Origin of the sequence: Mycolicibacter minnesotensis (assembly GCF_010731755.1) — a bacterium.
Lineage (GTDB): Bacteria > Actinomycetota > Actinomycetes > Mycobacteriales > Mycobacteriaceae > Mycobacterium > Mycobacterium minnesotense.
The window spans coordinates 808559-828521 of record NZ_AP022589.1; the positions used below are offsets into that span (position 1 = coordinate 808559).

Annotated in this window: 18 protein-coding genes; 9 read left to right on the forward strand and 9 right to left on the reverse strand. The window is 66.9% G+C overall.

What is annotated here, in order from left to right:
• Positions 1-34: 34 nt before the first annotated feature.
• Positions 35-541, forward strand: a complete 507-nt coding sequence (locus tag G6N09_RS04010) for a gamma-glutamylcyclotransferase family protein (protein WP_083023677.1) — start codon at positions 35-37, stop codon at positions 539-541.
• On the opposite strand, the gene G6N09_RS04015 is transcribed toward G6N09_RS04010, so the two are convergent.
• Positions 538-1716, reverse strand: coding sequence for a M20 family metallopeptidase (locus G6N09_RS04015; protein WP_083023674.1), 1179 nt, complete (start codon positions 1714-1716; stop codon positions 538-540). The genes G6N09_RS04010 and G6N09_RS04015 overlap by 4 nt on opposite strands.
• A 43-nt stretch (positions 1717-1759) precedes the next feature.
• Here G6N09_RS04015 and G6N09_RS04020 point away from each other — a divergent pair, with 43 nt between their 5' ends.
• Entirely contained in the window at positions 1760-2566 is an 807-nt protein-coding gene (locus G6N09_RS04020; RefSeq protein WP_083023671.1) for a purine-nucleoside phosphorylase, read from the forward strand.
• Here the strand turns inward: G6N09_RS04020 and G6N09_RS04025 are convergent.
• A complete protein-coding gene (locus G6N09_RS04025) occupies positions 2560-4014 on the reverse strand; it encodes a glycosyltransferase family 39 protein (protein WP_234806936.1) in 1455 nt (484 codons plus the stop codon). The genes G6N09_RS04020 and G6N09_RS04025 overlap by 7 nt on opposite strands.
• Before the next feature lie 138 nt (positions 4015-4152).
• Between G6N09_RS04025 and G6N09_RS04030 the strand changes: the two genes are divergently transcribed.
• Entirely contained in the window at positions 4153-5772 is a 1620-nt protein-coding gene (locus tag G6N09_RS04030; RefSeq protein ID WP_083023957.1) for a phospho-sugar mutase, read from the forward strand.
• 144 nt (positions 5773-5916) lie between these two features.
• Here G6N09_RS04030 and upp read toward each other — a convergent pair whose 3' ends face one another.
• The 4 genes from upp to G6N09_RS04050 form a co-directional block, all read right to left on the reverse strand.
• On the reverse strand, positions 5917-6540 hold the full coding sequence (gene upp / locus G6N09_RS04035; protein WP_083023666.1) for a uracil phosphoribosyltransferase: 624 nt from the start codon (positions 6538-6540) through the stop codon (positions 5917-5919).
• A gap of 17 nt (positions 6541-6557) precedes the next feature.
• Positions 6558-7910: a PE-PPE domain-containing protein gene (locus G6N09_RS04040; RefSeq protein WP_083023954.1), complete on the reverse strand. Its 1353-nt coding sequence runs from the start codon at positions 7908-7910 to the stop codon at positions 6558-6560.
• 36 nt (positions 7911-7946) lie between these two features.
• Complete coding sequence (locus G6N09_RS04045) at positions 7947-9368, reverse strand: PE-PPE domain-containing protein (protein ID WP_234806935.1); 1422 nt, start codon at positions 9366-9368, stop codon at positions 7947-7949.
• Positions 9369-9532: 164 nt separating this feature from the next.
• Positions 9533-11011, reverse strand: coding sequence for a PE-PPE domain-containing protein (locus G6N09_RS04050; protein WP_083023949.1), 1479 nt, complete (start codon positions 11009-11011; stop codon positions 9533-9535).
• Between the two features lie 180 nt (positions 11012-11191).
• On the opposite strand from G6N09_RS04050, the gene satS reads away from it, so the two are divergent.
• Positions 11192-12472 (forward strand): protein export chaperone SatS, encoded by a 1281-nt coding sequence (gene satS / locus G6N09_RS04055; protein ID WP_083023664.1) that lies wholly within the window; start codon positions 11192-11194, stop codon positions 12470-12472.
• 212 nt (positions 12473-12684) lie between these two features.
• Entirely contained in the window at positions 12685-13281 is a 597-nt protein-coding gene (locus G6N09_RS19580; RefSeq protein ID WP_179959872.1) for an LGFP repeat-containing protein, read from the forward strand.
• 67 nt (positions 13282-13348) lie between these two features.
• Here G6N09_RS19580 and G6N09_RS04065 read toward each other — a convergent pair whose 3' ends face one another.
• The 3 genes from G6N09_RS04065 to G6N09_RS04075 are packed head-to-tail and all read right to left on the reverse strand — an operon-like array spanning position 13349 to position 16132.
• Entirely contained in the window at positions 13349-14437 is a 1089-nt protein-coding gene (locus tag G6N09_RS04065; RefSeq protein WP_083023661.1) for an adenosine deaminase, read from the reverse strand.
• 7 nt (positions 14438-14444) lie between these two features.
• Complete coding sequence (locus G6N09_RS04070; protein WP_083023659.1) at positions 14445-15743, reverse strand: thymidine phosphorylase; 1299 nt, start codon at positions 15741-15743, stop codon at positions 14445-14447.
• Positions 15740-16132, reverse strand: a complete 393-nt coding sequence (locus G6N09_RS04075; RefSeq protein ID WP_083023657.1) for a cytidine deaminase — start codon at positions 16130-16132, stop codon at positions 15740-15742. The genes G6N09_RS04070 and G6N09_RS04075 overlap by 4 nt, the downstream gene beginning before the upstream one ends.
• Positions 16133-16370: 238 nt before the next feature.
• On the opposite strand from G6N09_RS04075, the gene sdhC reads away from it, so the two are divergent.
• The 4 genes from sdhC to G6N09_RS04095 are packed head-to-tail and all read left to right on the forward strand — an operon-like array spanning position 16371 to position 19960.
• On the forward strand, positions 16371-16808 hold the full coding sequence (gene sdhC, locus G6N09_RS04080) for a succinate dehydrogenase, cytochrome b556 subunit (RefSeq protein WP_163752879.1): 438 nt from the start codon (positions 16371-16373) through the stop codon (positions 16806-16808).
• A complete protein-coding gene (locus tag G6N09_RS04085; RefSeq protein WP_083023655.1) occupies positions 16805-17272 on the forward strand; it encodes a succinate dehydrogenase hydrophobic membrane anchor subunit in 468 nt (155 codons plus the stop codon). Before sdhC ends, G6N09_RS04085 begins: the two co-directional genes overlap by 4 nt.
• A gap of 34 nt (positions 17273-17306) precedes the next feature.
• Entirely contained in the window at positions 17307-19079 is a 1773-nt protein-coding gene (sdhA, locus tag G6N09_RS04090; RefSeq protein ID WP_083023652.1) for a succinate dehydrogenase flavoprotein subunit, read from the forward strand.
• Positions 19079-19960 (forward strand): succinate dehydrogenase iron-sulfur subunit, encoded by an 882-nt coding sequence (locus G6N09_RS04095; RefSeq protein ID WP_234806934.1) that lies wholly within the window; start codon positions 19079-19081, stop codon positions 19958-19960. The genes sdhA and G6N09_RS04095 overlap by 1 nt, the downstream gene beginning before the upstream one ends.
• Positions 19961-19963: the final 3 nt, after the last annotated feature.

Below are 19963 nucleotides of genomic sequence, written 5' to 3' on the forward strand. Positions count from 1 at the left end.
CCTATCTGCAGCGCGACGACTTAAGATTTCTGCCGTGCCGCTCTACGCCGCCTACGGGTCGAACATGCATCCCGAACAGATGCTTCAGCGGGCCCCGCATTCCCCGATGACCGGCACCGGCTGGTTGCACGGCTGGCGCCTGACGTTCGCCGGCGAGGACATCGGCTGGGAGGGCGCCCTGGCGACCTTGGTCGAGGACCCGGGCTCGAGCGTGTTCGTCGTTCTCTATGACGTGACGCCCGAAGACGAGAAGAACATGGACAGCTGGGAAGGCTCGGAGTTCGGCATCCACAAGAAGATCCGCTGCCGGGTGGACCGGGTGGACGGGATCACCTCCGACCCGGCCGACAGCGAGCCCGGCCCCGTGCTGGCCTGGCTGTATGTGGTGGACGCCTGGGAACGTGGACTGCCCTCGGCCCGATACCTCGGCGTAGTGGCCGAGGCCGCCCAGATCGCCGGTGCACCAGAGGAATACGTGCGCGACCTGCAGACCCGCCCGGCCCGAAACATCGGCCCCGGGTCGTCGTCAGGCGACCGCTAGAGCAAACCGGCCTGCTCGACGACACCGGCCATCACCCGCACGCCGACCGCCAGCGCCCGCTCGTCGAGATCGAACGTCGGCTGGTGCAGATCCAATTGCGGGCCGACCCCCGGCCACACCCCGAGTCGGCCCATGGCACCGGGTACCTGCTCCAGGTACCAGGAGAAGTCTTCGCCACCACCGGACTGCTGAGTCTCGGCCAGCGCCTCGGGCCCAATGGCCTCGATCGCGTGGGTCATCATCCGCGTCGAGACCACCTCGTTGACCACCGGCGGCACCCCGCGGTGGTAGTGCAGGGTGTGCTCGATGTTCAACGGCGCCAACAGGGCGGACACCGCCTCCTCGACAATGTCCTCCATCGCCGCCCAGGTGTCCCGACTCGCGGTGCGCACCGTTCCGGCCAGGCGCCCCGACTGCGGTATGGCGTTGGCCGCGGCTCCGGAATTGACGGCGCCCCACACCATCACGGTGCTGTTACGCGGGTCGATACGCCGAGACAGCACTCCCGGCAGCCCAGTGATCAAGGTGCCCAGCCCGTAGACCAGGTCCGCGGTCAGGTGAGGTCGCGACGTGTGTCCGCCGGGGCCGGTGACCATGATCTCGATGGTGTCTGCCGCCGACGTGATGGGTCCCGCGATAGTGGCGACCCGGCCGACCTCCAGCCGCGGGTCGCAGTGCAGCGCAAAGATCCGGCTGACTCCGGTCAACACGCCCGCGGCGATCGCGTCGATCGCTCCACCAGGCATCAGTTCCTCGGCGGCCTGGAACACCAGCCGCACCCCGACCGGCAACTCCGGAGCCGAAGCCAGTGCCAGCGCCGTGCCCAGCAGAATCGCGGTATGCGCGTCGTGTCCGCAGGCGTGGGTCACCCCCGGCACCAGTGAGGCGTAGGGCGCCCCGGTCTGTTCGGTCATCGGCAAGGCATCGATGTCGGCCCGTAGCGCCAGACGCGGCCCGTCTTCTGGCCCGAAATCGCAGGTCAAGCCTGTTCCGCTGGGCAGGACTTTGGGATTGAGGCCGGCACTGGCCAGACGCTCACCGATGAATTGAGTGGTGGCGAACTCTTGGCGGCTCAACTCCGGGTGGCGGTGCAGGTGCCGTCGCCACGCCACCAATTCATCGGCATGGCCGGCCAGCCACGCCTCGACAGCGTGCGACACGGAGACTGGAGACATTCAGGCAGTATCCCATCGCGACACGCGACTAAACTCAGGACCTGTGACGGTACCGCTGGCAACCCAAGCGGCGGCGGTGGTGGCCCAGCGCACCGGCGTGCAGACCCATGATGTTGCGGTCGTGCTCGGTTCTGGATGGGCACCCGCGGTGGCAGCCCTGGGTACCGCGACCGCGACCGTGCCGATGGCCGAGCTGCCGGGGTTCAGCGCGCCGACCGCCGCGGGCCACACCGGCGAGCTGGTGTCGGTCCAGATCGGCACGCACCGGGTGCTGGTGCTGGCTGGTCGCATCCACGCCTACGAGGGCCACGAGCTCGCCGACGTGGTGCGCCCCGTGCGCACCGCGGTCGCCGCGGGGGCCACCACGGTGATCCTGACCAACGCCGCCGGCGGACTGCGGACCAGCTACCAGGTCGGTCAGCCGGTGTTGATCAGCGACCACCTGAACATGACCGGGCGCTCCCCGCTGCAGGGCGCGCACTTCGTCGACATGGTCGACGCCTACACGCCCGCGCTGCGCGCGCTGGCGCACCACGTCGACCCGTCGCTGGCCGAGGGCGTGTACGCGGGAATGGCCGGCCCGCAGTACGAGACCCCCGCCGAGATCCGGATGCTGCGCACTCTGGGCGCTGACCTCGTGGGCATGTCGACCGTCCACGAGGCGATCGCCGCCCGGGCGGCCGGCGCCCAAGTTCTGGGAGTGTCGCTGGTGACCAACCTGGCGGCGGGAATCACCGGTGAACCGCTCAGCCACGCCGAGGTGCTGGCCACCGGTCGCGAATCGGCGGCCCGGATGGGTGCGCTGCTCGCCGAGGTGATCCGCCGGCTACCGTCGCCGGCACCTCAGTAGCTGACCCCGGAGCTGTGGCGCATGCGCGGCCACATGGCGGCCCAACTGCCCCGCGGCTGCTCACACAGGTAGATCTTCGCCGCGCTCTCCCCGTTGTGAACCCCGACGGGGAAACGGATCGAGTCCAGGTAGGTGACGTGGGCCCAATACTGGGTCAGCCTGGCGACGGGGAAACGTCCGACGCACAGCACCGTGGCCGGGCTGCCCTTGGGCGGACCCCACTGCGCGTAGCTGCTGTCGCCGCTGAACACCGGCCGATTGATGCCGGCCGCCGGCCCGAGGACCAGCAGCGCCGAGGCTTCGCCGTAGTTGCTGGTGAAAATCGGCACATCGTGGGGCAGCGAAGCGGCAGCGGCGGCCACCTCATCGACGAACTGGGGCCAACCGTAGGTTTCCATCGGAATGGGATTCACCTGCCGTAACGCCGTTGCGGCGGTCGGCGGCAGCACCGGCAAACAGAACACCACCGCGCCGACGAACAGTGCGAACAGCGCCAGCGCCCAGCCTCGCGGCGGCCGGTCGGGATTGGCGGCCTCGATCCGCACCGCACCGGCGGCGAACAGCGCCGCGAGTATCGGCCCGGCGTAGTAGCAGCGGCCACCGGTGACGACGCACAGCACCAAAACCACAGCCGGTACCACCAGCATCCAACGGTCGTCCCGGCCCTCGTCGGCCACCAGCCAACGCGCCCCGATCACCCACAGCGGCACCAGAAGCGGGCCGGCGTACAGCAGGAGCAGCAGCGGTAGCTGGGTCAATGATCCCGCCGGGCCGCCCATCCGCACCGACATGGCGTGGGCGAATTCCAGATTCGGCCAGCCGTGTGCCGCATTCCAGATCAGGTTGGGGACTGCCATGGCAATGGCGATGGAGGCGGCCAGCCACGGACCCGGCGAGCGCAGCGTGTCGCGCCGGAAGATCGCCAGGCCGACCCCGATGCCGATGAGCAGCAACGCGACGGTCTGTTTGGCCTCCAGCCCGATGCCGGCCACCACTCCGGCCGGCAACCAGGCCAACACCGTTCCGATCCGCAACGCCCGCGTCACCAACAGCAGCACCGCGATCCAGACCAGCTGGTCGACAACGGTAGTCCCGAAGAACGTCGCGGCACCCATGAACAACGGGCTGGCCGCCACCGCGGCCGCAGTGATCACCTGAGCCGTCCGCCGACCGCCGAACTCCGCCGCCAACAACGCCGCCAGCAGGATGCAGCCCAGGTGGATGGCGATGGCCAACAGCCGCAGCCCCCACAAGCCGCCCAAGGACGCCACCCGGGCCATCAGCGGAACCAGCGGTGGATGGTCGAAGTATCCCCAGGCGGGGTGCTGACCGCAGATCACGTAGTAGAACTCGTCGGGGTGCCAGCCGTAGTTCATGGCGAAGGCTGCGTGCACCGCCGCGGCGACGGCCATCACGATGGCCACCGGCATGAGGGTGCTGCGACTCACCAACGAGTCTGTGGGACGACGCCCCGGCACGGCTGTCGAGCGAATCACCGGCTCTCCATCGTCAAGCGGTACAGATCCGTGGATGGTAGCAACTAGTTGACACTGCTGGCCCAAGTGATCGCTTGCCACAATCAACGGATGACCCCCGAGGACTGGATCGCCCACGATCCCGACCCTGTGACGGCCGCGGAGCTCGCAGCGTGCAGCCCCGACGAGCTGACCCACCGGTTCGCTACACCGCTGAGGTTCGGCACCGCCGGGCTGCGCGGACCGGTACGAGCGGGTCCCGACGCGATGAACCTGGCCGTCGTGCTGCGCGCGAGCTGGGCGGTGGCCCGCGTTCTTTCCGCTCATCAGCGCTCCGGGGCGACGGTGGTGGTGGGTGGCGACGCGCGTCACGGATCCGCCCAGTTCGCGACAGCGACAGCGGAAGTTTTTGCCGGCGCAGGCTTTTCGGTCCTGCTGTTGCCTGAGCCATCACCGACACCGGTGGTGGCGTTCGCGGTCCGCTACACCGGCGCGGCGGCCGGGGTCCAGATCACCGCCTCGCACAATCCAGCTTCCGACAACGGCTACAAGGTGTATTTCGACGGAGGCATCCAGATCATCGCGCCCATCGACACAGAGATCGAAGAGGCCATGGCCGACGCTCCCCCCGCCGACACGATCGCCCGGCGCCCCGTCACCCCGGCCGGAGACGAACTGGCGGCACGCTACATCGCACGGGCAGCCACGGTGCGACACAGCCGCAGCGGGGTACGCGTAGCCCTGACCCCCTTGCACGGCGTCGGCGGAAAGGTGGCGGTGGCGGTCCTGCGGGCCGCGGGATTCCCCGATATCCATACGGTGAGCAGCCAGTTCGAACCCGACCCGGATTTCCCTACGGTGACGTTCCCCAACCCGGAAGAGCCCGGCGCCACCGATGCGCTGCTGGAGCTGGCCGCCGAGGTCGACGCCGACGTCGCGATCGCCTTGGACCCCGACGCCGACCGATGCGCGGTCGGCGTCTGCGGGCCGCAGGGCTGGCGGATGCTGAGCGGCAACGAGACCGGGTGGCTGTTGGGCGACTACGTGCTCTCGAAGCTGCCCACAGCGCGAGCGGGCGGCACCGTGGTGGCCACCAGCGTGGTGTCGTCACGAATGCTGGCGCGTATCGCGCAGCACTACGGCAGCCGCCATGTCGAGATGCTGACCGGTTTCAAATGGCTGGCACGCGCCGACATGCCCCCGGTCGGCCTACGCCATGCCACGCTGGCCTACGCCTACGAGGAGGCCATCGGCTACTGCGTCGACCCGGAGGCGGTGCGGGACAAGGACGGCATCAGCGCCGCGGTGCTGGCCTGCGACCTGGTGGCGTCGCTACGAGATCGGGGCAGCTCGATTCCCCAGGCACTCGACGGGCTGGCCCGACGCCACGGGGTTCATGTCACCGACGCCGTGACCCGCCGGGTCGGGAGTCCGGCCGAGGCGGCCGGCGTGATGGCCCGGCTGCGCGCCGATCCACCGGACCAACTGGCGGGATTCGCCGTGGCCGCAAGCGATCTGCTGCATCGCAGCGGACCGGTCACCGATGCTCTGGAGTTCGCCGGCGAGCGGGACGGCACCGCGGTACGGGTGGTGGTCCGGCCGTCGGGAACCGAACCGAAGCTCAAGTGCTATCTCGAAGTCACTCGACCGCCGTCGGAGGACCTCGCCGGGGACCGCGCCGAGGCGCAGCGGGTGCGCCAGGCCGTCGCCGATGTGGTCCGCGCCTGGTAGCTCATGAGCTCCATCGTGATGATTGCCCGCCTTTGAGCGACAACGGGATCCGGCAGGGCTGAATCCAATAACGCAAGAATATGTGTCGGTCAAGGGCTACAACCACACACCTGCCCACCCGTAACCGTGGTGACGGTGCGGGTTTCAGCGCGGCCCGAACTGGCGATCGCCGGCGTCGCCCAGCCCCGGAACGATGTAGGCGTCCTCGTTGAGTCCCTCATCCACGGTGGCGGTGATCAGCCGCACTCCCGGTGCTGCCTGCCCCAGCGCCGCAACCCCCTCCGGGGCCGCCACCACACACAGCACAGTGATGTCGGTCGCGCCGCGTTCGCACAGCAGTCCCAGCGTGTGCACCAGGGAGCCCCCGGTGGCCAGCATCGGGTCCAGAACCATGACCGGTGTCGCATTGAGGTCGGCGGGCAACGATGCCAGATACGGAACCGGCCGATGGGTGGCCTCGTCGCGGGCCACACCGACAAAGCCGACATGAGCCTCGGGAATCAGGGCATGTGCGGCGTCGACCATACCCAGCCCAGCGCGCAGTACCGGTACCAGCAACGGTGGCCGGGCGAGCCGCGCCCCGACGGTGTCGGTCAGCGGGGTGCGCACAGCGATCTCCACGCGGGCCGCATCACGGGTGGCTTCATAGACCAGCATCCAGGTCAGGTCGCGCAACGCCGACCGAAACACCGCGTTATCACTGCGCTCGTCACGCAACGTGGCCAATCGCGCTGCAGCCAGCGGGTGATCGAGGACGCAGACATCCACGCCTGGGACCCTACGGGTCATGCGCCGAGGAAGTTGAGGATCTCAAAGACCACCCCACCCATCTCCAGCATCGGCGCAAGCGAGATCAACGGCTCACCGTTGAACACCGCGTCCGGGCCCAGCCAATCGGCGACGTTCAGCGATACCGCCAGCTCGTTCCACGCGTCGAGCAGGAAGGCGTCCACGTCATTGGTGACGCGGTAGCCGGTCAGCAGTGCATCAACGAACGAATCCGACAGCGGACTCAGCCCGCCGAAACCCAGAAGGTCATTGACCGGGTCGACGAAACTGTGCACCGCGGCGTACTGCAGACCGGCAAGCATCTGCAGCGGGTCCATGCGCATGAGGAAACCGGCCACCGCCGACCCGTCGGCCAACTCGCCGCTGGAGTTGACCGCCCAGGGCCCTACGGCGTCCGTTCCGTTGACGCCGACAAACGGGTTGCCCGGATTGCCGTAACCCCAGTCGATCACCAGTTTGAGCATCGGGGCGAGCGCGTCGCCGATCACCTTGCCTACGTCACCGAGCTGGTAGACCGGCCACAGCAGCGGCAGCTGCTGAGGAATCACGTAGAAGTCGGTGTCACCGATCGTGCCCAGGTTGATGGTGTCGGCGAGGTTGTCGAAGTCGATGTAGGAAAAGTGCACGGTCGCGGTGCCGACCAGTGCATTGAGCATCGCCAGCAGGTTGAGCGGATCCTGCGGGAAGTTGGCCAGGCCGTCGTATTCACCGGTGTAGATGGTGGTGTCGAACCCGCTGGTCGGCGTCGGCCCGATGCTCAACGGGATGCCCAAGAAGGGCAGGGTGACCGGCTGATCGCTCAACACTGGATAGGCGGGAAAGCGGGTCAGGACTCCGCCGAGCGGGTTGCTGGGATTGCCGATCAGGACGAAGTCCAGGTTGTCCGGGTCGTACGCGCCGCCCGGCGGGTTGGCCAGCAGGTCGATCATCAACTGAGTGGAGACGGTGGCGCTCTGCGAGTAGCCGAACACCGTGACGCCTGAGCCGTTTTCCAGTTGCGGTACCACCGCGGCCTGCAGGATCTCGGTGCCGCGGGCGATCGATTCGGCGAAGGTCAGATTGGGGTTCGGCGGGGGCAGACAGACCAGCGGACAGAACTGGTTAGGGGTGACCAGCCCAGCGAAATCGTAGGAGGGAAAAGTCGGCTGGCCTGGGAACCAGGGTGTCGCGGGCTGGAGGAACAGGTCCAACACGGCGTCCATGTAGCCGCCGACCGACGGGTCGGGAATGCTGGTCGGCCCCATGATCCAGCCGTCGTCGGCTAACAGCGCTACGTCGCGCTGCTGCTGCAACCCGGTCGATGCCACGTCCGGCCCGCAGGTTGCCGCCAGGACCGCGGCCGCCGCCATCAGAACCGCCCCCTGCGGCCGCCGTGTGAGCACGGATCAGAGGTCGATGCCGAGGTAGTTGAGCAGGCTGAAACCCACGCCGACCAGGTCCAGCACCGGCTGACCGGAGATCAGCGGCGCCCCGTTGAAGATGGCGTCGGGGCCCAGCACGTCCAGGACGTTCCATTCGGTGGCCAGATCTTGCCACCCGTTGAGCAGCATCTGGTCCAGGTCAATCGTGAAGTTGTAGCCAGTGAGCAGTGCATCGACGACTGCCTGCGACAGCGGAGCCAGACCGGCGAAGTCCAGCAGGTTGTTGACGGTGTTGCTAAAGCTCTGCACACCGGCGTACTGCATGCCGGCCATCATCTGCAGCGGGTCCATCCGCAACAGGAATCCTGCGACTCCGGTGTCCTCGGACAGTTGGCCGGTGGCGGTGACCGCCCAGGATCCGGCCGCGCCGATCGGGTCCACACCGTTCACGGTGATGCCGGCGTCGGGGGCACCGGGGTTGCCGTAGCCCCAGTCGATGGCCATCTTCAGAATGGGCGCCAGCGCGTCACCGACGAGCTTGCCCACATCCCCCAGCGCATACAGGGGTCCCAGGATCGGCAGGTGAGCGGTGGGCAGCATGTAGAAGTCGTTCGAGCCGATCGAGCCGAGCTCGATGACGTTGGCGAGATTGTCGTTGAAGTAGGCGTTGTGTACCGCCGGTATTCCCATCAGCGCGTTGATGACAGCCAGCAGGTTGAGCGGGTTCTGCGGGAAGTTGGACCACCCGTCGTATTCGGTGCTGTAGATACTGGCCGCGAAATCGGTCGGACCCGAGCCGATGCCCACCGGGATGTTCAGGAACGGGATGTGCTGCATGTTCCCATCGAGCCCGTCTGCGAAGTGCAGCCGGCTCAGGATGCCGCCGATCGGACTGTTGGGGTCTCCGATCAGCACGAAGTGCAGGTTCAGCGGGTCGTAGTCGCCACCGGGCGCGTTGGCCAGCAGGTTCTGCATGGCCAGCGTGGAGACGACGGCACTCTGCGAGAAGCCGAACACGGTGACGTTCTCACCGGCCTCCAGCTGCGGGCGGATGGCGCCTTCGAGGTTGGCGGCGCCCTGGGCCAGCGAATCGGCGAAGTTCAGCTGGGGAACGGGCAAGGGCTGGCAGACGATCGGACAGAACTGTTCGGGGGTGATCAGACCATTGGGCACGTAGCCCGGGTAGGTGGTCTGTCCGGCAAACCAGGGAGTCGCCGGCTGCAGGTAGAAGTCCCGCACCGCGTTCATGTAGTTGCCCAGGTTCGGGTCCGAGGTGCCGGTGCCGCTCATGATCCAGGCTTCGCCCGCAAGCAGCGCGACATCGCCGATCATCTTCTCGACCCGCGACGCCAACGCCGGACTCAGCAGCGACGACATACCCAGTAGGACGGCGCACAGTGCGGCCAACAGCGTGGCCCCCAGCGGATGAACTCGCTTAGCTGTCATCGCAGACCTCCCGGGTCGTCTGGAATTTGTGATCGGCGATCACATAGTCCACCTGACAAGATCACATTAATCTATTAGGCAGATTTCAGTGTTGACCTTCTTTCAGAAAACACGTGTTGTCAAATCGAAGACAATCGACCTGTCATTTGCTGAACCCCGTCGGGTTAGGCGCCGAAGAGGTTCACGAAGCTGAAGCCCACGCCGATCAGGTCCAGCAGCCCATCACCGGGAATCGCGACCCCACTCATCACCGCGTCGGGGCCCAACAGGTCGCCCAGGCCCACCGCATCCGCCAGGTCGCTCCAACCGTTGATCAGGAACTGGTCGATCGAGTTGACCAGGTCGTAGCCGGTGATGGTCTGCAAGACGTCGGTGATGCCCGAGATGACGCTGATGCCCTCGGCGGTCAGCACACCCCCATTGGCCGCCGCCGCGATGTCGGCCCACGGACCGACCAGACTCTGGATCAGCGCGTTCTGGACACCGGCCAGCATCTGCAGCGGGTCCATCCTGAGAAACAGGCCCATCACGCCGGAGCCGTCATACAGCTCGCCGGTCGGAGTCATCGCCCACGGTCCGCCGGCCACCCCGAAGGCCTGCTGGTAGGCACTGCCGTTGATGAACTCGCCGGCCGGGATCGGGTGCAGCCCATTGACGGCCGGATCTCCGGCGTTGCCGTAGCCCCAATTGATGGCCAACCTGGCCCACGGCGAGAAGAAGTCACCGAAGAACTGCCCCGCTGTGCCCCCGTTGAACATGAACTGCAGGATCGGCAGGTTCTGCGGGATCATGTAGAAATTCGCGTCACCGATGGTGCCGACATCGATGGCACTGGCCAGCTGCTCGGCGCTGTAGTCCGGGTAGTACGGGTGCACGGTGAGGATGCCAATCAGGGCGTTGATGACGGCCAGGAGGTTGGTCGGGTCGCGCGGGAAGTTGGCCCAGCCGTCGTACTGGCCGGTGTAGATGTCTGCTGCGATGTGTTCGGTGGGGGTGGCACCCAGGCTGAGCGGGATGTTGACGAACGGCAGGTGTTGTTCGCCGGGGAACGCAAAACGATCGAGGATGCCACCGATCGGGTTGTTCGGGTCCCCGATCAGAACCACGTGCAGGTTGCCTAGCTGGTCGAGGGTCGGATAGCCGTCGGTGCCGGCGTTGGCGATCAACGCGTTCATCGCGATGGTGGTGATGGCGGCGCTCTGCGAGTAGCCGAACACCGTCACGTCGTCGCCACCCAACAGCTGCGGCAGTATCGCCTGGTTGAGCAGGTCCACCCCGGTGTTCAGCGAGGTTCCGAAATCCATCGCCGGCTGACCCGGAAGGCACACGAACGGGCAGAACTGCTCCGGGGTGGTCAAGCCCTGGAAGGAATACTCGGCAAACGTCGGCTGACCGGGGAAATGCGGCGAGGTCGGCTGCAGGTATCCCGCCAGGATCTGGCCGAGGTAGGGGCCCACGGTCGGATCGGGGTTGCCCGTCCCGTTCATGATCCAGCCCTGCTCGGCCAGTAACCGCCACCGTGCGGCCAGCTGGTCTGAGCCGGGGACCGCCGCCGGTAGCAGCACCGACGTCAGCCCCAGCACTGCGGCGCACAGAGCTGTCGGCAGCACGGCAGCCGCCGGGCGCAGGCGATCAGTCGTCATGGCGACCTCCCCGTCGGGGCTCACGCCCCTGGCGGGAACCCTAGCCACCCCACGGCCCGATCGCCGCAGATTTCGGAGTTCTCCCGTTCGCGATGCGGGTGCCGCCGCGTCGCTCCCGGTGCTGATCCCGGCGCAATCCCGGCTTCAGGGTCCCCGGCGTGCATCGTTATTGTTTGCGCCATGGCAGCTGACCTCGTACCGATCCGCCTCACGGTGACCGCCGGCGACCGCTACACCCTCTGGGCGCCGAGTTGGCGCGACTCCGGTGATGAGTGGCAGGCGTTTCTGGGCAGGGACGAAGACCTCTACGGGTTCTCCACCGTGGCAGACCTGGTGGCGTTTATACGCATCAACGCCAACAACGACCTGGTCGACCACCCGAGCTGGCCGCAACTCGTCCGGGCCAATGCCCACAAACTCAATCCGGCCATCGACGACGAGTACGACCTGATCGCGGTCGAGGAACTGCTGACCGAGAAGCCGACTGCACAGTCCGTTGAGGAACTGGCCGCCGCCTTGGAGATCGTCTCGGCGATCGGTTCAGTGTGCGACCTGCCTGCGGTAACCAAGTTCTTCAACGGCAACCCCAACCTGGGGTGGTTGGCCGGTGGCGTCGACAACTTCGCCGGCCGAGCCGGCCGCAAGCGCTGGGAGCTGATCGCCGAGGTCATCGGCCGCAATTGGGGCAATGTGCTGACTGCCGTCGAAGAGATCCTCAGTGTTCCCGACGTCGATGCCGCCGCCGCGTCGCGGGCCGCCGAGGAGCTGGCCGCAGATGCCCCTGCCGAGCCGGAGCCGACCCCCGCGGAGACCGACGAGGCCGAGAACGCCGACGATACGGACACCCAGGAAGAAGAGGCGGTCGCCAAGACCGGCGAACGCGCCACGGGCGACCGGGTGATCCTCGGTGGTGACGAAGACTTCTGGACCAAGGTGGGCATCGACCCGATTCGGATCATCACCGACAACGGCACGTACTTCACCCTGCGTTGCTATCTCGGGGACCAGCCGGTGTTCCTGGGCCGCAACGGCCGTATCAGCGTCTTCGGTTCCGAGCGAGCCCTGGCCCGCTACCTGGCCGACGAGCACGATCACGACCTGTCGGATCTGAGCACCTACGACGACATCCGGACTGCCGCCACCGACGGTTCCCTGTCGATCGACATCACCGATGACAACGTCTACGTGCTCTCCGGCATGACCGACGACCTCACCGACGGGCCGGACGCGGTGGACCGCGAGCAACTCGACTTGGCCGTCGAATTTCTCCAGGATGTGGGCACCTACGCCGAAGACGGCGTGGTCGCCGAGACCCTGAAGCCCGAGCGTCCATTGGGCCGCATGGTCAGCTACGTGCTCGACCGGGAATCGGTCGGCGAACCGCAGCGGCCATTCGCTCCGGCGGTCAAAGAATGGGAACAGCTCGAACAATTCGTGCAGTCACGGTTGCGTCGCGAGTAACGTTTTGCCGCCCGCCACGTCTCTACGGCGGAGGTGGCGTCTGGCCTGACGCAGCACGACACGCCCCGTACTGCGGAAATTCATTCCGAATTGCGGCGATCATTTGCCCATTTCACTGTTCACTCGTCATATTCACGACTAACATCTGGCCCGGTAACACTCGGGCCGAGCCGTGCGGTTTGCGGGGGCCTTCCAATTCGAAAGGACTACACATGCGCAAGGCAACGCAGCGGGCCGCAGCAGTATCCGCAGCAGTTTTGGGAGTCGCGCTGATCGGCACGGGTTGCAGCAGCAGCACCAAGGACAAAACCAACGAGGCCCTCAGCTCGGCCAGCTCCGCCGCATCCGCGGCAAGCTCGGCCGCGTCGTCGGCAGGCTCCGCAATCTCCTCTGCGGTCAGCTCCGTGGTCGGCGCCCCTGACGAAGACGGCGCCGGCAGCTCCACCGTGATCACCGGTGCCGACGGCAAGGAGTACACCGTCTCGGGGCCGATCCTGGCCAAGCTCGACTCTCTGGACGCGGCCGCCAAGCAGGACCTGGGCGAGCCGACCGGCGCCGAGCAGAAGAACCCTGATGGCGGCATCTACCAGCAGTTCGACGGTGGTGTCATCGTTCACACCACGCGTTCGTACGTGGTGTGGGGCAAGATCCGCGACAAGTGGAATGAGCTGGGCGGCTCGCAGGGCAAGCTCGGCTACCCCACCAGCGACGAGACCACCAACGCTGACGGGTCCAAGCAGACCACCTTCGAACACGGCGTCATCACCTGGAAGACCGGCGACGCCGAGGCCACCGTCACCGAACACTGATCCGCGATCGAGGGCCGGGCAATCGCCAACGCGATTGCCCGGCCTTCGGCGTTCTGTCGGGACCGAATCAGTCCATCAACGCCGCGTATCGCGGCTTGATCACTTCTTCGATGATCGCCACCCGCTGGTCGAACGGGATGAATGCCGACTTCATCGCGTTGACCGTGAACCGCTGCAGATCGACCCATCCGTAGCCGAACGTCTCGGCCAACACCAGCATCTCCTTGCTCATCGTCGTGTCACTCATCAGCCGGTTGTCGGTGTTGACCGTCACCCGAAGCCGGGCGCGGGCCAACAGGTCGAAGGGGTGTTCCGCGATGCTGCCAACTGCGCCGGTCTGCACATTGGAACTCGGGCACAACTCGAGGGGGACCCTCTTGTCCCGGACGATCGCCGCCAGGCGACCCAGCCGCACCGCGCCGGTGTCGTCGACGGTGATGTCGTCGGTGATCCGCACCCCGTGCCCTAGTCGATCGGCGCCACAGAACGCGATGGCCTCGTGGATCGACGGCAGGCCGAACGCCTCGCCTGCGTGGATGGTGAATCGGGCGTTGTGGTCGCGCATGTACTCGAAGGCGTCCAGGTGCCGGGTCGGCGGATGGCCCGCCTCGGCACCGGCGATGTCGAAGCCGACCACGCCCTTGTCGCGGAACCGGATGGCCAGCTCGGCGATCTCGCGTGACAGCGCCGCGTGGCGCATCGCGGTGACCAGGCAGCGCACCGTGATATCGCGGCCGGCCGCCGCGGCATCGCGCTCGCCGTCGGCGAACCCGGCCAGCACCGCGTCGGTCACCTCGTCGAAGGACAACCCGCCTTCGATGTGCAGTTCCGGCGCAAAGCGCACCTCCGCGTAAACCACCGCGTCGGCGACCAGGTCTTCGACGCATTCCCGGGCGACGCGGTAGAGGGCATCGGCGGTCTGCATCACGGCCACGGTATGGCTGAACGGCTCCAAATAGCGCTCCAGTGAGCCGCTGTGGGAACGCGTCCGGAACCACAGCGCCAGCTCGTCGGGGTCGGTCGCCGGGAGATCGTCGTATCCGACCTGTGCGGCGATGTCGACGACCGTGGCCGGGCGCAGGCCGCCGTCGAGGTGATCGTGCAGCAGCGCCTTGGGGACTCCCTGGATGGTCTCCAGGTTGACGGGTGTGCTCATGGCTTCATCATGGGGTCGCCTCGATGATCAGGGGATGCGGCTGGGGCGGTGTGTCGCCGACACCGGCGATCCGGTAGCCGCCGTCGAGTTCGGCGTGGGCCGGTCCGATCCGCTCAGCGGTGTCGGTATAGAGGGTGAACAGGGCTTGCCCGGCGGTCACCGGCTCGCCGGGGCGACGGTGAATCCGCACCCCGGCCCCGTGCTGCACCCGCTCCCCTGGTCTGGATCGGCCCGCGCCCAACCGCCACGCCGCCTGGGCCACTGCCATCGCGTCGATGTGCCCCATGACGCCGCCCCGATCCGCGGTCACGGTCTCGGTACACGCTCCCACCGGCAGCGGCACACTCAGATCTCCGCCCTGGGCGGCGACCATCGCTGCGAATCGGTCCATCGCGGTACCGTCGCGCAGGCTCTGGGCGGGGTCGACGTCGTGGATTCCGGCCAGGTCCAGCATCTCCTGGGCCAGCCGCACCGTCAGCTCCACGACATCGGCGGGCCCACCGCCGGCCAGCACCTCCAGGGCCTCGGCGACCTCGATGGCGTTGCCGACCGTGTTTCCCAGCGGCGAGCTCATGTCGGTGATCAGGGCGCGGGTGGGCACGCCGTGCGCGGCGCCCAGGCCGACCATCCGCCGGGCCAGCTCGCGCGCGTCGTCAAGGTCCTTCATGAATGCCCCCGACCCGACCTTGACGTCGAGGACCAGCGCGTCCGTCCCCTCGGCGAGTTTCTTGCTCATCACCGAGGCGGCGACCAGGGGCAGCGACTCGACGGTGCCGGTGATGTCGCGCAGAGCGTAGAGCTTGACGTCCGCGGGCGCGAGCTGACCTGCGGAAAAGATCGCGGCGCCGACTTCGGTCAGCTGATCACGCACCCGGGCTCCCGACAGCGCCGGGGTGAATCCGCTGATCGACTCCATCTTGTCCAGAGTGCCGCCGGTGTGGCCCAGACCCCGACCCGAAGCGCTCGGGACAGCCGCCCCGCACGCTGCGACCACGCCGACCAGCGGCAGCGTGATCTTGTCGCCGACCCCGCCCGTGGAGTGCTTGCCCACCGTCGGTCGCGGTACCGCGGAGAAGTCCAGCCGCTCCCCTGACGCCATCACCGCCTGGGTCCAGCGGGCGGTCTCGTGGGTGTCCATGCCGCGCAGGTAGATCGCCATCAGCAGCGCCGACATCTGCTCCTCGGCCACCCGCCCAGCCAGGTAGCCATCGATCAGCCAGTCGATACCGGCGTCGGGCAGCCGGTGGCCATCACGCTTGATGGCGATCAACGTCGGGGCGTCGAAGGCCGCCGGAGCGGCCCTCATGGCAGCGCCTCGGGCCCGAAGGCATCCGGCAGCAGCTCGGCCAACGTGCGGGCCCCCGACGGGTGATCGATGAGCAACTGCGCGCCACCGTGCTCGAGCAGAACCTGGCGGCACCGGCCGCACGGCATCAGCAGGTTCCCGTCGGCGTCACCGCAGGACAGCGCCACCAAACGTCCGCCGCCAGCGGCGTAGAGCGCGCAGACCACCGCACACTCCGCGCAGAGACCCAGGCCATATGAGACATTTTCCACATTGCAGCCGGTGAACACCCGGCCGTCTTCAGTCAGCCCCGCCGCACCCACCCGCAGGCCCGAGTACGGCGCATAGGCATGTGCCGAAACTTCGATCACGTTGTGCCGCAACATATCCCAGTCGATTTGGTGGGACATTCAACAGATCTCCCGTCGATATGGGCGCGCCGCGTGACCCCGTCAGCCCGTCGGCAACGAGCACAAATGAGCGTAGTCGCAGGCCCTGGCTACTCGTCGGTAACTTTTACGTGGTCGTGGGGACCCTGTGGATGGGTTTAGAGTCCTTGCCGAGGTTAATGACAGCGATGGCGTTGCGGAGCGACCGCATGCACGGTATATCCGAGCGCAGCGGGCCGCCGCAGAAAATTTGGAGGCGCTGATGACGGCGACATCCGCCGATGCGACTGCGCTGCCGGGCACGCGGAAAGATCCGTCGCGGCTCCGGCGACAGAGTCTGTACAAGGGCGACCCGGGCATGTGGGCGTTCGCGCTGCACCGGATCACCGGTGCGACCATCTTTTTCTTCCTGTTCGTCCACGTCCTCGACACGGCCCTGGTGCGGGTAAGCCCGCAGGCCTACAACGAGGTGATCTCGACCTATAAGACCCCGCTCGTCGGCCTGATGGAGCTGGGGCTGGTGGCCGCGGTGCTGTTCCACGGCCTCAACGGAGTCCGGCTGATCCTCATCGACTTCTGGTGGCAGGGCACCCGCTGGCACCGCCAGATGCTGGTGGCGGTGGGCGCCATCTGGCTGGTGGTGATGGTCCCGGTGGTGGTTCGGATCGGCATGCACATGGTGGAGCGGTTCCTATGAGCACAACTGAGGTACAGGGCACCAGGGGGCCGATCGCCCCGATTCTCGGCCCAGATCGCGATCGACCGGCCAGCCTCGGCGACCCCCGGTCGCCGCAGCGGCACAGCGGGATGGCCAACTTCGAGAAGTACACCTGGCTGTTCATGCGGTTCTCCGGTGCCGCATTGATCTTCCTGGTGCTGGGGCACCTTTTCGTCATGCTGATGTGGCAGGACGGGGTGTACCGCATCGACTTCAACTACGTGGCGGAGCGCTGGCACCATCCGTACTGGCAGATCTGGGACCTATGCCTGTTGTGGCTGGCCGAGCTGCACGGTGCCAACGGCTTGCGCACGATCATCGGCGACTACACCCGCAGCTCCCGCAGCCGGTTCTGGCTGATGGCGTTGTTGGCGGTGTCGGTGATCTTCACGCTGATGCTGGGCAGCTACGTGCTGCTGAGTTTCGACGCGAACATTTCTTGACGGCAGATTTCGGTAGCGAACGGGTGATATCGCGGTGATTCAAGAACATCGATACGACGTGGTGATCGTCGGTGCCGGCGGCGCCGGGATGCGCGCGGCCGTCGAGGCGGCCCCCCGGGCCCGCACCGCGGTGCTGACCAAGCTCTACCCCACCCGCAGCCACACCGGCGCGGCCCAGGGCGGCATGTGCGCGGCCCTGGCCAACGTCGAGGACGACAACTGGGAGTGGCACGCCTTCGACACCGTCAAGGGTGGCGACTACCTGGCCGACCAGGACGCGGTCGAGATCATGGCCAAGGAAGCCATCGACGCGGTGCTGGACCTGGAGAACATGGGCATGCCGTTCTCCCGGACCCCGGAGGGCCGCATCGACCAGCGCCGCTTCGGTGGGCACACCCGCGATCACGGCAAGGCCCCGGTGCGCCGCGCCTGTTACGCCGCCGACCGAACCGGTCACATGATCCTGCAGACCCTGTACCAAAACTGCGTCAAGCACGGCGTGGAGTTCTACAACGAGTTCTACGCGCTGGACCTGATACTCACCGAGACTCCCAGCGGTCCGGTGGCCACCGGCATCGTCGCCTATGAATTGGCGACCGGCGACATCCATGTCTTCCACGCCAAAGCGATCGTGTTCGCCACAGGCGGTTCGGGCCGGATGTACAAGACGACCTCCAATGCGCACACCCTGACCGGTGATGGTCTGGGCATCGTTTTCCGCAAGGGTCTCCCGCTGGAAGACATGGAGTTTCACCAGTTCCACCCGACCGGCCTGGCCGGCTTGGGCATCCTGATCTCCGAAGCCGTGCGCGGCGAGGGCGGCCGGCTGCTCAACGCCGACGGCGAACGGTTCATGGAGCGCTACGCCCCGACGATCGTCGACCTGGCCCCGCGCGACATCGTGGCCCGCTCGATGGTGCTCGAGGTGCTTGAGGGCCGCGGTGCCGGACCGAACAAGGATTACGTCTACATCGACGTGCGTCACCTGGGCGAAGATGTTCTCGAGGAGAAGCTGCCCGACATCACCGAGTTCGCCCGCACCTACCTCGGAGTGGACCCGGTCAAGGAACTGGTGCCGGTCTACCCGACATGCCACTACGTGATGGGCGGCATCCCGACCACCAACACCGGTCAGGTGCTGCGCGACAACACCAACACCGTGCCGGGTCTCTACGCCGCCGGCGAATGCGCCTGCGTGTCGGTGCACGGCGCTAACCGGCTCGGCACCAACTCGCTGCTGGACATCAACGTCTTCGGCCGGCGCGCAGGCATCGCCGCCGCGGAGTACGCCAATACCCACGAGTTCGTCGAGCTGCCGGAGAACCCCGCCGAGATGGTCGTCGGCTGGGTGTCCGATGTCCTCTCCGACCACGGCAACGAGCGCGTCGCCGACATCCGGGGCGCGTTGCAGCAGTCGATGGACAACAACGCCGCGGTGTTCCGCACCGAGAAGACCCTCAAGCAGGCGCTGACCGACATCCACGCGCTCAAGGAGCGCTACGCCCGGATCACCGTGCACGACAAGGGCAAGCGCTTCAACTCCGACCTGCTGGAGGCGATCGAGCTGGGCTTCCTGCTGGAGCTGGCCGAGGTCACCGTGCTGGGCGCATTGAACCGCCAGGAATCGCGCGGCGGACACGCCCGCGAGGACTACCCCAACCGTGACGACGTCAACTACATGCGCCACACCATGGCCTACAAGGAAATTGGGCCCGATAAGCAGCGCCCCGACCTCATCGCCGACATCCGGCTGGACTACAAGCCGGTGGTGCAGACCCGCTACGAACCGAAGGAACGGAAGTACTGATGTCCTCCTCAGCTGACTCCGGTTGCTGCTCGTCCGAGGGCGGATGCTGCTCACCTGGGCCGTCGAGTGCGGCACCGGCGGCGCTGGTCGACACTGCCCCGGCTGGTGACCCGCCGCTGCCCGCGGTCCCCGAGGGTGCACAGATGGTCACCCTCAAGATCGCCCGGTACAACCCCGAGAACCCCGACGCCTACGCCGCCACCGGTGGCTGGCAGAGCTTCCGGGTTCCTGCACTGCCCACCGACCGGCTGCTCAACCTGCTGATCTACGTCAAGAGCTACCTGGACGGCACGCTGACCTTCCGCCGGTCCTGCGCGCACGGCGTGTGCGGTTCCGACGGAGTTCGGGTGAACGGCAACAACAAGCTGGCTTGCAAGCTGCTGATGCGCGACATCTTGCCTCGGACTAAGAACGGGCAGCCCGGCAAGGAAATCACTTTGACCATCGAGCCGCTGCGTGGGCTTCCGGTGGAAAAAGACCTCGTGGTCAACATGGAACCGTTCATGGATGCCTACAAGGCGGTCAAGCCGTACCTGATCACCTCCGGTAACCACCCCACCCGCGAGCACATCCAGAGCCAGACCGACCGCCACCGCTACGACGACACCACCAAGTGCATCCTGTGCGCGATCTGCACCACGAGCTGCCCGGTGTACTGGAGCGAGGGCGCCTACTTCGGGCCGGCCGCGATCGTGAACGCGCACCGGTTCATCTTCGACAGCCGTGACGAGGCGGCCGCCGAGCGTCTGGACATCCTCAACGAGGTCGACGGGGTGTGGCGCTGCCGCACCACGTTCAACTGCACGGATGCCTGCCCGCGCGGCATCGAAATCACCAAGGCGATCCAGGAGGTCAAGCGGGCGCTGATGTTCGCCCGCTGACTT

Excerpts from the sequence above, each read along its gene's own strand:
- G6N09_RS04015 (WP_083023674.1), bottom strand. The coding sequence starts at position 1,716 with ATGTCTCCAGTCTCCGTGTCGCACGCTGTCGAGGCGTGGCTGGCCGGC.
- G6N09_RS04030 (WP_083023957.1), top strand. The coding sequence starts at position 4,153 with ATGACCCCCGAGGACTGGATCGCCCACGATCCCGACCCTGTGACGGCC.
- G6N09_RS04040 (WP_083023954.1), bottom strand. The coding sequence starts at position 7,910 with ATGGCGGCGGCCGCGGTCCTGGCGGCAACCTGCGGGCCGGACGTGGCA.
- G6N09_RS04045 (WP_234806935.1), bottom strand. The coding sequence starts at position 9,368 with ATGACAGCTAAGCGAGTTCATCCGCTGGGGGCCACGCTGTTGGCCGCA.
- G6N09_RS04050 (WP_083023949.1), bottom strand. The coding sequence starts at position 11,011 with ATGACGACTGATCGCCTGCGCCCGGCGGCTGCCGTGCTGCCGACAGCT.
- satS (WP_083023664.1), top strand. The coding sequence starts at position 11,192 with ATGGCAGCTGACCTCGTACCGATCCGCCTCACGGTGACCGCCGGCGAC.
- G6N09_RS19580 (WP_179959872.1), top strand. The coding sequence starts at position 12,685 with ATGCGCAAGGCAACGCAGCGGGCCGCAGCAGTATCCGCAGCAGTTTTG.
- G6N09_RS04065 (WP_083023661.1), bottom strand. The coding sequence starts at position 14,437 with ATGAGCACACCCGTCAACCTGGAGACCATCCAGGGAGTCCCCAAGGCG.
- G6N09_RS04070 (WP_083023659.1), bottom strand. The coding sequence starts at position 15,743 with ATGAGGGCCGCTCCGGCGGCCTTCGACGCCCCGACGTTGATCGCCATC.
- G6N09_RS04075 (WP_083023657.1), bottom strand. The coding sequence starts at position 16,132 with ATGTCCCACCAAATCGACTGGGATATGTTGCGGCACAACGTGATCGAA.
- G6N09_RS04085 (WP_083023655.1), top strand. The coding sequence starts at position 16,805 with ATGAGCACAACTGAGGTACAGGGCACCAGGGGGCCGATCGCCCCGATT.
- G6N09_RS04095 (WP_234806934.1), top strand. The coding sequence starts at position 19,079 with ATGTCCTCCTCAGCTGACTCCGGTTGCTGCTCGTCCGAGGGCGGATGC.